The sequence below is a fragment of the Dyadobacter jejuensis genome (assembly GCF_003149085.1).
Classification (GTDB): domain Bacteria; phylum Bacteroidota; class Bacteroidia; order Cytophagales; family Spirosomataceae; genus Dyadobacter; species Dyadobacter jejuensis.
In genome coordinates, this window is the sequence record NZ_QGDT01000017.1 from 16,783 (window position 1) to 33,517 (window position 16,735).

At 45.9% G+C, this 16,735-nt stretch carries 9 protein-coding genes; 2 read left to right on the forward strand and 7 right to left on the reverse strand.

The annotated features are described in order from the left end of the window. Nucleotides 1-49 precede the first annotated feature (49 nt). From CLV98_RS20935 to CLV98_RS20955, 5 genes are all read right to left on the reverse strand, one after another. Nucleotides 50-2,206: a pyrroloquinoline quinone-dependent dehydrogenase gene (locus tag CLV98_RS20935; RefSeq protein ID WP_109677690.1), complete on the reverse strand. Its 2,157-nt coding sequence runs from the start codon at nucleotides 2,204-2,206 to the stop codon at nucleotides 50-52. 182 nt (nucleotides 2,207-2,388) lie between these two features. Continuing rightward, nucleotides 2,389-4,167, reverse strand: a complete 1,779-nt coding sequence (locus CLV98_RS20940) for a RagB/SusD family nutrient uptake outer membrane protein (protein ID WP_211320091.1) — start codon at nucleotides 4,165-4,167, stop codon at nucleotides 2,389-2,391. 33 nt (nucleotides 4,168-4,200) lie between these two features. Continuing rightward, the gene (locus CLV98_RS20945; protein ID WP_109677694.1) at nucleotides 4,201-7,698 is read right to left on the reverse strand and encodes a TonB-dependent receptor; all 3,498 of its coding nucleotides are present in this window, start codon (nucleotides 7,696-7,698) and stop codon (nucleotides 4,201-4,203) included. Nucleotides 7,699-7,832: 134 nt separating this feature from the next. Next, nucleotides 7,833-8,837 carry a FecR family protein gene (locus CLV98_RS20950; protein ID WP_109677696.1) on the reverse strand — a complete coding sequence of 335 codons (1,005 nt, stop codon included), beginning with the start codon at nucleotides 8,835-8,837 and terminating at the stop codon, nucleotides 7,833-7,835. A 91-nt stretch (nucleotides 8,838-8,928) separates the two neighbouring features. Then, nucleotides 8,929-9,486, reverse strand: a complete 558-nt coding sequence (locus CLV98_RS20955; protein WP_158281304.1) for an RNA polymerase sigma-70 factor — start codon at nucleotides 9,484-9,486, stop codon at nucleotides 8,929-8,931. 362 nt (nucleotides 9,487-9,848) lie between these two features. Here CLV98_RS20955 and CLV98_RS20960 point away from each other — a divergent pair, with 362 nt between their 5' ends. Both CLV98_RS20960 and CLV98_RS20965 read left to right on the forward strand, forming a co-directional pair. Then, the gene (locus CLV98_RS20960; RefSeq protein WP_109677833.1) at nucleotides 9,849-10,556 is read left to right on the forward strand and encodes a DsbA family oxidoreductase; all 708 of its coding nucleotides are present in this window, start codon (nucleotides 9,849-9,851) and stop codon (nucleotides 10,554-10,556) included. Between the two features lie 189 nt (nucleotides 10,557-10,745). Then, nucleotides 10,746-13,298, forward strand: coding sequence for a DUF5686 and carboxypeptidase regulatory-like domain-containing protein (locus CLV98_RS20965; protein WP_109677700.1), 2,553 nt, complete (start codon nucleotides 10,746-10,748; stop codon nucleotides 13,296-13,298). A gap of 214 nt (nucleotides 13,299-13,512) precedes the next feature. On the opposite strand, the gene CLV98_RS20970 is transcribed toward CLV98_RS20965, so the two are convergent. Then, nucleotides 13,513-15,369 carry a M1 family metallopeptidase gene (locus CLV98_RS20970; protein WP_109677702.1) on the reverse strand — a complete coding sequence of 619 codons (1,857 nt, stop codon included), beginning with the start codon at nucleotides 15,367-15,369 and terminating at the stop codon, nucleotides 13,513-13,515. Between the two features lie 191 nt (nucleotides 15,370-15,560). Further along, entirely contained in the window at nucleotides 15,561-16,640 is a 1,080-nt protein-coding gene (gene fbaA, locus CLV98_RS20975) for a class II fructose-bisphosphate aldolase (RefSeq protein WP_109677704.1), read from the reverse strand. Nucleotides 16,641-16,735 lie beyond the last annotated feature (95 nt).

The following is a 16,735-nucleotide window of genomic DNA, read 5'->3' on the forward strand; positions in this document are numbered from 1 at the left end:
AAGCATGCCTAATCTAAGTAGAAGGGTTCATCATCATGCGCCCACTTAACTAAGGAAGTGCAAAGGCCATATATTGGCCTCCCGACTTCTTGCCGAATCTACTTCCGCCAGCGGCAATTACTACAAATTGTACGCCCTTTATTTTGTAAGTGATTGGTGTAGCAAACCCACCTGCGGGTAAGGTATATTCCCAGAGGATTTGTCCCGTTTTTCTGTCGAATGCCCGTATTTTTTCATCACTGGTAGCAGCTATAAATACCAAGCCGCCGGCCGTTACCAAAGGCCCGCCAATGTTTGCGGAACCAGTGGGTTTTGCTCCCTGTTTGGTTAGTTCAGGGTATTCGCCTAGAGGAACCTGCCATAAATATTCCCCAGTATTCATGTCGATGGCATTGAGCGTTCCCCATGGTGCCTTTATGGCTGGGTACCCATCAGGATCCAGAAATTGAACATTCCCGTTGTTAACATAGGGTGGGGAGTAGGGGAAAAGTTTGCCTTCGGGGGTATGTACCCGGGTAACTTGGTGTATGTCGTCGCTAGGAGTTGGTTGTTCTTTTCGTTCTGTTTTCAAAAGAAAATCTAGGAGCGAATCGCGCTCATTAGCCGAAAGATGCTGGAAGGAGGGCATCCTATTCCGACCAGTTCGTATCAGTTCGTTTATTTGTTGTCGTGTCAGTCGGCTTCCGATATTTTCTAGGGATGGATAACTTTGGGCCGTGGCAGGGCTTTTGTCTTTGGCGGTTAAGGCATGGCAGCCCGAGCAGGAGGTGTTAAATAGTTTCTCCCCTTCGCTCTGTACCATATTTTGTTGATTCACCTGGCGCATTTGGAGCCACCATAGCATATTACTACTGTTAATATAGAAAATACCGTTGGGGTCCACTGCAGCGCCTCCCCATTCGGCTCCGCCTGCGAAGCCGTAGTAAAGTGTGCCTTGGGTACTAGGTGGCATATACTTACTTCCCGTTAGGCTATTTTCAAAACGATCTAGGGTAAATGCATAGGCCTCCGGGGTCCGTCTCGTCAGAGCGTCCTTGGTAAGGACTTGGTTGGCAAACGGCTTTGGTTTTGATGGCATCGGTTGAGTAGGCCAGGGTTGTTCGCCGGGTAGTGCTGGGGAGGTAGGTACGGGTACTTCTTGGACTGGGAAGAGGGGAGCGCCTGTATCCCGATCGAAGATAAACACATAGCCATCTTTGGTAGCCTGAGCAACGGCCTCCACCTTGCGTCCTTGGTGGGTGACGGTGATGAGGTTAGGCGGGCAAGGGATATCCCTATCCCATAGGTCATGATGGACGGTTTGAAAATGCCAGACTCTTTCCCCTGTTTTGGCATTCAGGGCAATCACACAATTGGCAAAAAGGTTGGTGCCGATCCTTTCGGCCCCATAAAAGTCGACGGAGGGGGAGCCCGTTCCAAGAAATACCATACCGCGTTTTTCGTCTACCACCATCCCGGCCCAGCAGTTGGCGGCTCCCAGTTTTTTGTAGGCGTTTTTAGACCAAGTTTCGTATCCATATTCTCCCGGTAAGGGGATGGTTCGAAACACCCAGGCCAACTGGCCAGTACGTACGTTAAAGGCCCGAATATGGCCAGGGATAGCATCTCCGCCTTCGCTAAGGGCCGACCCCATGATGAGCAGGTCATTATAAATTACCCCAGGGGTGGTGGCTTTCATGCTATAATCTTGAACATCATAGCCAAGGGTAGCCGAATCTCCTAGTCCTTCATGTAAGTCGACGACCCCATTCTGGCCAAAACTTTTAATCATGGTTCCAGTCCGGGCGTCGATGGCATATAACCAGGGGCCTACGGAGTAAAGGATTCGTTTGTCTTCACCACGCTCCCAATAGACCACCCCACGAATAGGGTGGGAAGTAGGATTTTGAAAGGAGTTTTCAAACGGGTCAAACTTCCACAGCTCTTTCCCCGTGTCCGCTTCAGTGGCAAAAAGTTTAAGCTTAGGGGTGGTGCCATATAGCACGCCCCCGACCATTATGGGCTGGCAGGGCAGAGATGCGCCTTTTTTTTCGGGATCATTATTTTCGCCCGTATCATAGGACCATACGGGTTTCAATTGACCAACATTTTCTTTGTTGATTTGGGTCATAGGGGCATAGCGGGTGCCACCTGCATCACCCCCATAAGCGCGCCATTCCACATCGTCCTCGTTTTGGAAAGCATATTCCTCAAATTGAAAGGCCATTGAGCCGATTATTAAAATAGAAAGGATTAACAGGCCTTTCGATTTAAAAAAGTTAGCATTATTCATTTGGTAAATCCGTTTATCTTAAATTTTGTAACGGGATGAGGTCAAGTTGAAAATAAAAAGAGGATGTCTATATTCAGACATCCACTTTCTACATTTGGCTTTGGGTTTAGGAATGATCAGTATCCAGGATTTTGTATCATACCTGGATTAGAATTGGTTTCGAATTCCAGTGGGGAAATGGGCATGGCATAGTGTTCGTCGCGCCAAACGATGCTTCTTCCTGCGGCCACAGTTTTGTAAAATGCGGCTTCTTGAGCCCCGATTTTTAACCGACGGACATCGTCCCACCACCTAGTTTCTCCGAAAAATTCGGCCCAACGCTCGTATAATAAAGGATTGTTGGCCAAGTGATCGCCAACGGGTGCCTTCGTCTTGTCACTTAGGCTTTTATAATCGACCTCTGAAGGGACATCAGGATTAAAGCCATAGGCACGGCGTTTTACCTTATTGATGTATTCTAGGGCGAGGGTAGGGTTGGAATTTTGGATGACCTCGGCATACATCAAATAGATGTCAGGAAGGCGAATGAAATAAAAATTGGCTCCTGCCACATTTTTTGTTTCGGCTAGTGTACCTTGTAGATATTGATTTTTTCGTAGGGGCCATCCGTAGAACTCATTTTTGTCAAGTCCGGTGGCTGGGTCTAGGGTGTACCATTTTCCGAATTCGGCCTGAGCTACTTTGTAATATTTGCCCGCTACCATCACAGAATCGAAAAACGGCTGTAGGGCACAAACGAATAGTCGAGGATCGGGGCCATCTTCTTGCTGACCGAGCATTTCTCTACGTTCCATTTGTTGTTGTACATAGGCTGGTTTGAGCCTCCAAGTGCCGTTTACCTCTTCCATTTCGGTAAGAGGAGGAGCATCGTTATAGCCAAATCTCTTCAAGTTTTGGTCATGCATATACTGATTGCTGTACCCCATGGCCTTACGTTCTTCGCTGAGTGGATCAATATAGAACGGGGTGTAAAGCAAGGAGACTGTAGACCCCGTATTTTGTACACGGGAACCATTAGCATTGGGTGCATCTGGACTGGCCTTATTGCCGGTTTCATAAAAGGATTCGGAATTATACTCATATTGGGTATCTCCGTTAAACATTTGTTTGTAGCTTTCAAACGGGACGAGCGTTTTGCCACTGTTATTGATACAATCTTCCAAAACGACTTTCGCGCTGTCGGGCTTTTCGGCAAACAGGTAAGCTCGAGCCAGGGCCGCTTTGGCCGACCATTTGGTGGCTCTGTGCTTATCGGTCTGTGTTTCTAGGAGGACAGATGCCTTTTTTAAATCCTCGATCATGGCCTGGTAGGTCTCGCGAGTCGTAGCTCTAGGCACTGACATGGTGGCTAGGTCGGTGGGAACTTTTTGAATCACAGGAACTCCCATTCCATCGAGTTCAGGTTGGCCATAAAGACTTTGCAAGTGCCAAAGGTAATAGGCTCTCATAAAATATGCCTCTCCTTCTTTGGTGTCGATAGCATCTTTCTCGGAGGCAGGGGCTTGGGTCCGATAGGTGGCAATGGCCTCGATGGTACTATTGGCAAAATAAATTCCTTTTTGGACGTCGCGCCATTGTTGTTGAACTTTGTTATCACCGAGTTGGGCCATACCGCTGCATATTCCAATCCAAGATTCTGATCCCCGCCATTGAAGATCTATCGTATGGTCGAGACAATACATGGCATAACCGTGCCAAAAGTGCCCCAGAAAGCCCCATTCATGCTGAACCCCGTAAATAGAGACGAGCATTAAGTCGAGGTCTGTTAGTGACTTAGGGAAATCGGCTGGTGAAATGGACCCGTTGTCGTTGAGTTCAAGAAATGAATCTCGGCATCCCATCTGACTACCAGACAGGATTGCAAAAAATAGAATATATATTAATTTTTTCATCATGATTGGATTTAGAGCTGCTAAAAACTTTTATGATCAGAAACTTAGGTCAAGTCCCACAGAAAAGAGTTTGGTTTGAGGATAGGTGTTGATTCCGTAAAGACCATGATTTTTTACATCATTGGAGAACTCAGGATCGAGGCCCGTGAATTTCGTAAAAGTAAGCAGGTTCTGCCCAGTGAGGTATATACGGAACTTTTGAAGTTTTAGCTTGTTAGCCACGGCATCGGGTAGGGTATACCCTATAGATAAATTTTTGACCTTTAAGAAGGAGCCATTTTCGACAAAATACGATGAATACCAGGCATAGTTTCTACTAGGATCCAAGATGAACTTGTCGGGGTTGGAAGGGTCCTCCAAGCCTAATCTAGGCTGGTCGGTAAGGCCATTGCCTAAGAAATAGGAGGCTCCAAAAATGTCGTACGTGGATTGATAATCTTGTTGAAAAGATTGTTCGAAAATTTTACTACCATTGATGATGTCCCTTCCGGCGATCCCAAAAAATTGAACCATAAAATCAATTCCTTTCCAGGCGAGGTCTACATTGAAACCGTATTGGAATTTCGGCCAGGGGTTACCAATAAAAGTACGGTCAAGGTCGCTTATTTTTCCATCTCCATTCAGGTCTTTGTAAAGAATGTCGCCAGGACCGGTATATTGGTGGTTGTAATAGGCCGTTGCGCCGGCATTGATGGTTCCAGCAGCTAGGGCTTTTTCAGTGGCAATGGCGTTGAGGGTTTCCATTTGGCCTTGGTCTTGGATCAAACCTTCGGCTATGAGCCCATATATTTGGCCAACAGGCTGTCCATTGACGGTCTTAAAGGGGGAGTTACCACTCATGAAGTTCAAGCTTCCACTATAAATATAGGCGTTGGGGAGTCCTAAGTCCAGCACCTTATTGAAATTCTGCGAGATATTTCCTGTAATATTATAACTGAGCTCGCCCTTTTGGTCGCGGTACGAAGCGGTGAATTCCCATCCTTTGTTGGATATTTTACCAATATTGACCGGCATGGTGCTATTGGCGGCGCCGAAGGCGGCAATCCCAGAGGATAGGGGTATTGGCAAATTGTAGAGCATATCCTTGGTCTGTCGGTCGTAATATTCGGCCGAAAGCGATAGTCGGTCACCGAACATGTTGATGTCCAAGCCGGCATTGATGGTGTTGATCTCTTCCCATTTGATCGCGGTATTAACTACCTTGATAGAATTGAAACCGCCGACCGTGTTGACTTCATCAAAGCTATGTTGCTGTACTTGTTGGTAAGCAGGCTGGTAGGTAAAGTTCGATATCGCCGCATCATTACCCAGGATTCCCCAGCTCAGCCTGGGCTTCAGCAAGGTGATGAAGGAGGTATTGAGGTTCTGGAAGAAGGCTTCCTCATTAATTTTCCAACCTACCCCAACCGAAGGGAACACCCCATAGCGTTTATCAGGCCCAAATTTGGTGGATCCGTCACGTCTAAGGTTGGCAGTAAGGATATACCGGTTGTCGAAGGTATAATTTAGACGGGCAAATTGTGAAAGGAATCGGCCATATCCCAGGGCTCCACTGGCGGTCTTGTTAGGATTGGTCGATAGTGCAAAGGATTCGGCAACTTGTACCGGGAAGCCTGTCGCATTAGCACTAAGGGTAGCCGTATTCGATTTTTTGATTTCATAGCCTGCCATGATTTTAAAGTCATGCTTTTCGAAGAAGTTTTTCGCATAGGTTAGCTGAGTGGTAAGCTGATAACTCTCCCCATAACTCGACGACTTGGTGTATGATTCAGGTAGTGCTGTACGGAGTAGAAGATTCTTTTCCGTAAAACTATCCTCAAAGCTCCCACTAAATCCGCCACCAGCAGTAGTCCTAAAGTTTAAGCCTTTGGCCAGTTCCCAGTCTGCAAATAGTACCCCGTCTAGCAGCAAGGTGCCATTTTTCTGGTGCATATAAGCGAGAGAGGCCACGTCATTTCCTCCCGAAAACTCGACCTCACCAGGGACGCTGGCGAAGCTGCCATCCTCATTTCTTACGGCCATATACGGTAGGGACCGCCAGGGAATGCCTCGGGTCGCAGGATTCGTCGATGTTTTGGCCATATAGATCATATGACCAAAGGTGAATTTTTTGCTTAATTGATAATCATTATTGATTCGAAGCGAGTAGCGCTCCCAATAATTGCTTTTCTGTATACCATTTTCTCTTTCGTAACCGGCCGATACATAGTATTTGGCTTTGGCTGTTCCTCCATTCATTGAGAGCATATAGGTTTGCTCTTGTCCGCTTTGAAAGAGCTCGTCAAACCAGTCGGTATTGGGTAAGTTGGGGTCATTCCATAATCCGTAGTCCTGTTTAATTCCCCGGCGGGCACGGATATAATCCTGCGTATCAAGCATCTTGTAGGATTTAGTAATGCTGCGGACTCCTACGTTGCTGGAGAAATTAAAACTGGGCTTTTGATTGAATGATCCTTTTTTAGTTGTGATTAACACCACACCTCCAGCTGCCTGGGCACCATAGATCGCCGCTGCACTGGCATCTTTTATAATCTCTATCGATTCGATGTCCTTAGGGTTAAAATTACTGTTGTTCCCTCTTACGATACCGTCAATTACAAACAATGGATTTAATCCATTAATAGATCCCACTCCACGAATGATAATTTGAGAGTTGGAGCCAGGCTTTCCACTTTCTTTGTTGATCATCACCCCTGCCGCACGTCCTTGAAGGGCTTCGCTCACCGACCGAACTGGGAGGTTTTTGATGGCATCCGCCTTAATCGAGGTCACGGAGCCGGTCAAGTCTGAGCGTTTCTCGGTACCATATCCAACCACTACCACCTCTCCAAGAGCTTGAATGTCGGTTTCGAGGGTGACATCTAGGGTAGATTTACCAGCGACAGCAACCTCCTTCGTTTTGTAGCCAATAAACGAATATACCAACGTGACATCCTTGTCAGGTGCATTTAGGACATACTCGCCCTCAATATTCGTACTGGTACCTATGGTGGTTCCCTTTACTACCACATTGACTCCCGGTATGGGATCGCCTTCTGTACCGGTGATTTTCCCCTCTATCCTATGTAGTATGAGTTGAGGCTCGTGGGGCTTGCCGACTCTTTCTAGCATGGACAGAGAGTCGGGCAGGTGAGCATGCCGTGGGGATAAAAGAATTTGCCGACCGGAGACCTGATAGAAGATATCGGTGTTCTTAAATATTTCGTTGAGGGCCTTCTCTATTGTCGAATTTACCACATTCACATTTACCACCTTAGCAACGTTAATCTGTTGGTGGTTGTAAAAGAAACGATAAGGCGTCTGTTTTTCAACCTCTTTTAAGGCCTCTTTCAGTGGTTTCGACATTTTTATAATAGAGATCTTGGTAGGGTTTGATGCAAGGCTGGGTGTAGAAGCCTGCGTCTGACATACCATCGACAAGAGGAAGCACAAAGTCATCATAGTCTTAGCAGATAATTGGTACAGGAATAAAAATCTTCCTGATGATACATAGCGGTACTGCGCTATCTCGTGTGGAAGTCGAGATTTTTTCATAAATTACAGAGTTTTTTGAGAAAAGAAACATTCTAACTATCGCTCTCAGAAAGCGGTAGTTCTTGCGCTGGACGTGTTGGAAGCACGACCAGCGCTTTTTATTTTATGATTTTATTTACATAGGCCATTATTTTTTAGTGACACAATTTACCCGTGATATATACATCCTTTCCCACTATCCGGTACTGGATACGGTGCGATACCTCCAAAAGCCGTAATATCTCTTCCAGATTTTCTTTTTCTACGTCGGCTGTGAGTTTGCATGAAAGATTATCTTCTTCTACATGAATTTTGACTCCATAGCGTTTTTCTAATAGTGGAAACACCGTTGAGAACGGGGTCTCATCGAAAACAAGGCTCTGAGCGAAAGATCCATTGTTTTGGATGGTACGAACATCAACGGATTGCTCAATGTCCATTGCTCCGGATTGTTTGTCATATACGGCTCTTTCTCGCGGTGCTAGGATGACATCCTGCCCCTTTGACGAGTGATCTCGCTCTATTTGTACCTTTCCTCTGACCAAGGTCGTCTCTATGGTCTCCTGGTCCTTGAAGGATCTGACGTTGAACTCCGTCCCCAATACTTTAATGGTAATATCGGAGGTATGCACCAAAAAGACTTTTTTATCGTCGTGGGCCACGTCGAAATAGGCTTCCCCATTCAGAAATACTTCTCGGGTTAAGCTGTCAAACGATTTGGGGTAACGTAAGGTAGAACCCGGCTTGACCCATATGATGGACCCGTCGGAAAGGGTAACTTTGGATTGATGATCGAGGCGGGTGGTAACCGTATAATAGCCTATCGTATTGGCGGGGTGCTTTAGGTAGGCCAGTGTAAGAAAGATTCCTAGAACTACCAGCGCTGCGATAGTGGGCAGGCTGAAGGGCATGGCCCATAATCGACGAGTGCGCTTTGGTTCCGAGGGCTCGCCGATAGCGGGTAATTTATCTTCAATTCCCGCCCATACGGTCAATTTTAGTGTGTTTAGAAAGTCAGGATAGTGCTTTAGCTCTTGCTCTAACTGTCTTTCTTCTTGACTAAAGGAATGATACCATTGGTTGAGTTCGGCTCGCTCCGATTCGGAACACGTGCCATTTTCAAATTTTTCCAGTAAAAGGGCCAGTCGTTCTTTTTTCACTATATAGAGATTTTATATAATGATGACAATTGCCAATATAAAATGTACTATAACAAGGAAAAATATTTTTTTACCAGAGGCTCCTGTTTCTTTAATAGGGATTTTTGAACGACATGATTCTTTTACGCAATCGCTTTAAAGAGGTGCTGATTTGATTGCGAACGGTTTGATGGGAAAGGTTCAGTGATTCAGCGATTTGCGCCCCACTCAAACCCTCATCACGACTCATTAAAAAAATCCGGCGCATTTGTTGGGGCATTTGATCAATCTCTTCCGCAATCAGTGATTCTAATTCCCGATATTCCATTTCAGACTCAAGGGGTTCTACCAGGAGGTCCAAATCCTGCATATATCTTTCAAGATGTCTTTGAGTAGTCGTTTTTTGATGTAAAAGATTTAGTATTTTGTTTTTAAGGATGGTATGGAGGTAGGCCTGAACATGATCCGGAATGACAAGGGTGTCTTTTTTCAACCAGATACTTATAAATACCTCCTGCACACAATCCTTGGCCTCGTCCTCATCTTGTAGCCGTACTTTTGCGGTTACATATAGCTTTAGCCAAAACCGATCGAATAGCTCCCGATAGGCCAAAAAATTGCCTTCTCTGCAGAGTTTGTCGAAGAGTTGATGGTCGGTTAGGTTTCTCACAGTATTTTTAATTGCCTTTGATGGTGCCAATGGGTATTCTATACTAAAGCATATATGGAGACATAAATACTAGTGTATCGCCTGGTAGTTCCCATGGACTTACCATCTTTCTTGCTATATTGATGGTTACTTTTCCTTGTAATTGGGCGTTCAATGGATGGGAGGTATTTAGTCCATTCTGCTGAAATTCAAAGCTTAGCTCTTGAGAAAGCCGAGGCGATCTTACTGTCTGGCAAACTTCTAATTACTCAGTATTTTAACCCTCGGTTTTAATGAAGGTTGTTGATGGGGAACTTATGCTGGCTCCATTTTGTGATAAAAATAGTTTTATAGGTTTGCTTAAATTGCTTACAATGGAAAAAATGAAAGTAGAAATTTGGAGTGACGTCATGTGTCCGTTTTGTTATATAGGAAAGCGGAAATTTGAGACGGCTTTGGATGGTTTTGAACATAAAAATCAGATAGAAGTAGAGTGGAAGAGTTTTCAACTGAACCCGGATCTGAAAACTGAGCCTGGTCGGAGTATCAACGATTATCTGGCAGAAGTGAAAGGCTGGTCGCCGGAGTATGCTGCTGAAGCTAACGCCTATGTGTCGGGCATTGCCGCCGAAGTAGGGCTGGAGTATCATATGGATAAGGCGGTATTGGCCAACTCCTTCGATGCCCATCGATTTGCCCATTATGCCAAAACCCAAGGAAAAGGTGACCAGGCCGAGGAGCAGCTTTTTAAGGCTTACTTTACGGATGGGAAAAATACCGCCGATATCGATACCCTGGTGGACCTGGGAGCGGCCATTGGCCTAGATGCTGAGGCACTTCGAGCCGTATTAGAAGGCGATGACTTCGCTGAGGAGGTGCGTCGGGATATTTATGAAGCCCATCAGGTAGGTGCCAAGGGTGTTCCCTTCTTCGTTTTGGATCGGAAATTTGCCGTTTCAGGTGCCCAGCAGCCAGAAACCTTTGCCGGTGCTTTGGCGCAGGCATTTGGAAAATGGTCAGAATCCAATCCGGTACAGCCCATTTCCTTGGCCGATGGTGCCAGCTGCAACGTGGAGGGTGCATGCGACTAAAAGAGTTAAAATGCCTGTGATATGGTTCCTCCGAAGGGGTAGTGTTTTTAAATTTGTCAGGTAAGCCATGCTTTTGCTTGTGTAGTGAAGGCATGGCTTTATTAATATCCTGTTAGTCAAAAACTGTAATTCTTTACTAGTTTTAGCTTTCTTTTCAATAATGGACATCCTTTTCCCGTACATAATGCTATGACCCGCACCTTTTTGGCTCTTTTTTTCGTTTGTTTTTGCACGATTAGCTTCGCTGGGGGTGTGCGTGGAAGGGTCCAGACCGTAGCAGGTGAAAGCCTTCCTTATGCGGGAATTACCGTAAAAGGTACTTCTCAGGGTACAATGGCCAATGAAGAGGGTGTGTACGCTTTTTCCCTTTTGCCTGGAAATTATATCCTCGTTTTTCAATATTTGGGTTTTCGAACCCAAGAATTGCCTTTGACAATCGGGGAGGATTTCCTGGAAAAGAATGTGGTCATGGAAGTTCAAGCCTTAAACCTTTCGGAAGCGGTGATAGGAGATCTTAAGGAGGATCCTGCGACCACGATCATGAAAAAGACCATTGCTAAGGCCAAGTTTCATCAATTGCAGGTGCGCAGTTATAGCGCCAAGGTCTATTCTAGGGCTTCGGCTATAGCTACTAATATTCCTTCCTTATTGCAAAAACGACTTAAAAAAGAGGGGATAGAAGAAGGTAAGGCCTTTCTGAATGAGAGTGTAGCCGAGATTACCTACCGTAGACCAAGTACTTACAAACAGAAGATTCTCTCTACTCGTAACAGTCTCGACAATAGCATTCCTTCTCCCAACGAATTTATAATGGCCAGCCTTTATAACCCCAAGGTAGCCGGAACGATAAGTCCTTTATCTCCGAAGGCATTTGGGTATTACCGGTTCGAATATGAAGGGTATTTTGAAGATCAGGGCCATATTGTTAATAAGATCAAGGTAGTTCCCAAGGCCTATGGTGAAGGGGTTTTTAAAGGAAGTATTAATATTATAGAAGGGCTATGGGCCATGCATAGCTACGACTTACAGACGACTACCAGTGGGTTAGAGATTTCGGCAAAACAAATATTTAACCCCATCCAAAAGGTGTGGCTGCCGGTGAACCAGCAGTTTAAACTGGAAGGAGGCTATTTAGGTTTTTCAGGATTATTTAAATACCTCGTTTCGGTAAATTATGGTAGTTTGGATGTGGACCCCAATTTGAGGGAGGAGGTCGTTATTAATGACCGTATGGCCAACGAGCAACGGCAGAAAGGGAAGTTGGAGGATTTGATCCAAGAGCAAAAACAATTCTCTTCCAAGGCGTTTCGAAAACTATCCAAAGAATATGCTAAGGATCGAATACGAGAGGACCCTACCGTAAGCAGTAGAATGGTGAGGAGGGATTCTATTGTGGTGGACTCTATGGCCAATAAGCGCGATACTACGTATTGGGCGGAGCTCAGACCCGTTCCCTTAACGCCCTTAGAAGTGAAAAGCTATGCCCTACAGGACAGCATCCAGCTGATGAAAGAAATCAGACAGGAAGTTAAAAAGCCCGATTCAACAAATTTCAAATTGAAGCATTTGGTGCTGGGCAACTCTTACGCCCTCGGGGGGCGCAATTACCTGGAAAGCCCGGTGGTATCTCTCAATTATAATTCGGTAGAGGGTACCGCACTCAACTTTCTGACAGAATGGAAAAAGCGGTGGGGGAGGACCAGCTATGTATTGGCCAGCCCTTACCTACGATATTCGGTGGGGCGGAAGCGGCTTTATGGGACCATGCTGCTGAGGACGGGTACGCGCAATTGGGACTTTAGCCTAGTGGGGGGAGAGCTAGCCTCACAATATAACGAAGAAGACCCCGTAGAGCCCTTCCCTAATAGTATTGCCTCCCGTTTTTTTGATAGGAATCTGGTTAAACTATACCAAAACCAGTTTGCCAAGGCCGATGTGTCGGTCCGGAATGTGGAAGAAATATTGGACTTATATGGTTCCTTCGAGGTTCAAAAGCGGACGGAACTGTTCAATTTGCCCGACACCAAATCATGGATTCCTTCCGAATCATATGGGTACTTGCCCAACAGGCCCGTTAATAAGGAGCTTGGTAATACCGGGTTCGATCCGCATACGGTAGGTTTGTTGACTTTTAAGGCAAAGCTAAAGCCTTGGGCGCGCTATATCGTTCGAAATGGCTTGAAGCGCTATTTGCCTAATAGGGGGCCTATCTTCGATATGACCTATAAACAGGGTTTGGCAGGAATAGGGGAGGTTCAGTATTCATTTGTGGAGGGGAGGTTTTCGCATGATGCCGTTCTGGGGCCTCGGTCTTTGTTGCGCTATAGCGTATCTGGAGGAGGCTTCGTGTCTAAATCTAACCTCTACTTTATGGATTTTAAGCATTTTATGGGCAACGAATTCTTCCTTCAAATAGGCGATCCGGTAAATAACTTTAGGATGCTCCCTTATTACCAGTATAGCACCGACTCCTGGTTTGTGCAGGGTCATGCCTACTGGATCTTTCAACGGTTATTACTTACCCGGTTGGAGCTGGTGCGGCTAACGGGTGTGAAAGAAACGATACAAATTCATGCCCTAAAAACACCTTCTATTGGCTACTACACCGAGCTAGGCTATGGCCTTGACGATGTATTGCGCATAGGCAGGATAGAAGTAATTGGCCAGTTTCATGGTGCTAAGCTTCAGGCCATTGGCTTAAGGATAGGGACCTCCATCCAGGTGGGTAAGGGAAGGCGTTAAGGACAAGAAAAGCACCACACAAGATCACTCCTTTCGGAGGGCTTGTGCGGTGCTTTTAGTATTTGTCCAACGGTATCAGGAATGTTATCGTGTGACCGTTTTTATTATCGGAAGCGCTTGACTAGCCATAAGCTAGATAATCGATGTCAAGGGAAGACTTTCCGGCGAAAGCCCAGTGCCGACAGCCCTACAAACCAGTCCTGATAAAGTCTATTTATTGAACCTTCGTACCAGGGAGTCGCGGCGTGGACTTAGGTATAGAAGGATACGTATTATTATCGGGCTCAATATCGGCCATACGCTTGCTTGGATCTATTTCAATCCTTAGGATCTCATTGGTGGGGCGGTCGATGGTGAAAGTGTATTCTGGGTAGGTCCAAGGCCAGTCGCTAAGCAGGGTGGTTTTAGAATATCGCTGCTCCGATTTTTCTCCCCGCATCATTTCTAAGGGAATATAAAAATTCTCCTGGCTGCCGTCGGCATAGCTAACTACTACGTCCAGGGGCATGGGCAACTCACCGATCCTTTCCAAGACGATGGTGCTTTTATCGCCTTGACCCAAGACTTCCTTCACGCCATAATCGATAAAGTGGGTAGTCCCGACAAAGTCCTCCCAAAACCAATCCAGTTCCAGACCCGAAACTTTTTCCATAATACGTTTTAGATCGGTAGGGTTGGGATGTCTAAAGGCCCATTCTTTAAAGTATCGCTTCATGGCGATTTCGAAGGCAGCCTCTCCCATTATGTAGCTCAACTGATTAAGGAAAACTGCTCCTTTGGAATAGCTGGCTATGCTGTAGGCCTTGTTGGTATGGTAGTGGTCGGCGTGGGTGGTAAGAGGCTCTTCCTCTCCCGACTTCACCAGGTTGATATAGCTTTGGGTGCTTCTGGCCTGAGGGTCGGACTTGCTAGGGAACAGCTCGGCCATCACCAGGTTTTGGGCGTAGGAGGTGAAGCCTTCGTCCATCCACGGGTATTTGGATTCGTTGGAGGCGAGCAAGCCTTGGAACCAGCTATGGATAGATTCGTGAACGGTAACACTAGTCAATGCTGGGAGGGTCAACCGTCCGGTGATCAGTGTGGCCATAGGATATTCCATGCCTCCATCGCCGCCTTGTATCACCGAGTACTGCTTATAAGGGTAGCGGCCAAAGCGTTCGTTCATTATTTTAAATGCCTTTACAGCCAAGGGTTCCATTTTTTTCCAAACATGAGCCAGGCTATCTGACTGATAGAAGAAGTGGAGGTCTAGGTCGTTATCGACTTTGACGACGTCGTGGGTATAATGCGGGTCGGCCGCCCAAACGAAATCGTGCACATTAGGCGCTACAAAATGCCAAGTTAGGCGCTCTCCAGCCTTGTGTTTTACTTCCTTTTTGGAATATCCATGACCGATTTTATCGGGGTTTTGTAGATATCCGGTAGCGGCTATGGTATAGGCAGCGTCCATATTTATTTTCACATCGAAGTCGCCCCAAACGCCATGGAATTCCCTTGCGATGTAGGGGTTCGCATGCCAGCCCTCATAGTCATACTCCGAGATTTTGGGGTACCACTGCGACATGGAATAGGCTATCCCTTCTTTGTTGTCTCTTCCTGTCCGGCGTATTTGAACCGGCACCTGGGCTTCGAACTGCAGGTCGAAAACATGTTGACTTTTGGGCATGATAGGTTCATCGAGGGTTACCTCTAGGATGGTTCCCTGTACCAGGTAACGGACAGGTTTGCCATTATGCTTCAGCGATTTTATCTTTTCATAGCCAATTTCCTGGGGCGATAGCTTCGATATGCGGTCCTTGACCCGGCTATCGGGATCGGCGATGGTACGAGAGCGTACGTCCATTTGACTGCCTGGTTGGAAGGCATTCAAGTAGAGGTGGTAGAACACCTTGTGAAGGGTGTCCGGAGAATTGTTGGTATACGTAAGTTTCTGCTGGCCTTTGTACTGGTGGGTGGAAGCGTCAAAATCGATATCCATTTGATATTTAACACGCTGTTGCCATCTTTCACCTTGTGCCATGCCACTGGCAGCCATCAGGGCAAATAGGGCGACTAATACTGATTTTTTCATTTAGTTAGATTTGTTGGGTATTTAATAGTTGTTTCAGGGGGCTTATGATCCGCTATTAGGGTTATGTCAGTACTTTGCGACTAAGTCAATTCATGGTGCCTTAAAGGGATTTAACGAAAATATCCCAACAATTAAAATTGCTGGGATACAAACGGTATGACCTATAGAACGGAGAATCCGTTCCGAGCGTATTAACCTAGTTGGTTAATGCAGTTCAAATCTTCAAAAGCAAGTTTCAAGCGTTCTGACATGCTTTCTTCTCCTTTTCTTAACCAAACACGTGGGTCATAGAACTTCTTGTTAGGTACATCGGAACCTTCGGGGTTACCTAATTGCGACTGAAGATATCCTTCTTTCGCTTTGTAATAACCCAAAATTCCTTCCCAAGTAGACCATTGCATATCGGTATCGATGTTCATTTTGATAGCACCGTACTGGATCGCCTCACGGATCTCTTCTCTAGAAGAACCTGAGCCACCGTGGAATACGAAATTGACAGGAAGTTCGCCAGTTCCGAATTTCTTTTGGATAAAGTCCTGAGAGTTTAAAAGAATTTTCGGCTCTAGTTTTACGTTACCTGGCTTGTACACCCCGTGTACATTTCCGAAGGCCGCAGCGATAGTGAAATTAGGCGATATTTTGCTTAATTCTTCATAGGCATACGCCACCTCTTCAGGTTGTGTGTACATTTTGGAGCTATCGATGCCTGTGTTGTCCACACCATCTTCTTCTCCACCGGTAACACCCAATTCTATTTCTAAGGTCATGCCTATTTTAGCCATGCGCTCGAAATACTTGCTACAAATTTCTATATTTTCTTCGATGGGTTCTTCAGAAAGATCCAGCATATGGGAGCTGTAAAGAGGAACACCGTATTGGTCGAAGTGTTTTTCACCAGCATCTAGCAATCCGTCGATCCACGGAAGCAGCTTCTTTGCACAGTGGTCGGTATGTAAGATTACGGGAACACCGTAAAGGGCAGCCATTTGGTGTACATGATGTGCACCAGATATTCCACCCGCAATAGCGGCTTGTTGGTCGGCATTTGAAAGGCTTTTACCGGCATAGAATATGGCACCACCATTCGAGAATTGAATGATTACGGGACTGTTTACGGCCTTAGCTGTTTCCAGTACGGCGTTTACAGAATTGGTACCTACCACGTTTACCGCTGGAAGCGCATAATTATTAACGTTGGCATGGCGGAAAATTTCGCTAACTCCGTCACCGGTTACTACGCCAGGTGCAAAGCGTTTTGTTGTTTCGCTCATAGTGATATATTGTAAATTTCAGGAAATAATTGCATAATTCGCATTTAAGAGTATGGAATGATGACAATTCTTGCAAGTTAATTAATTTAGGGAAA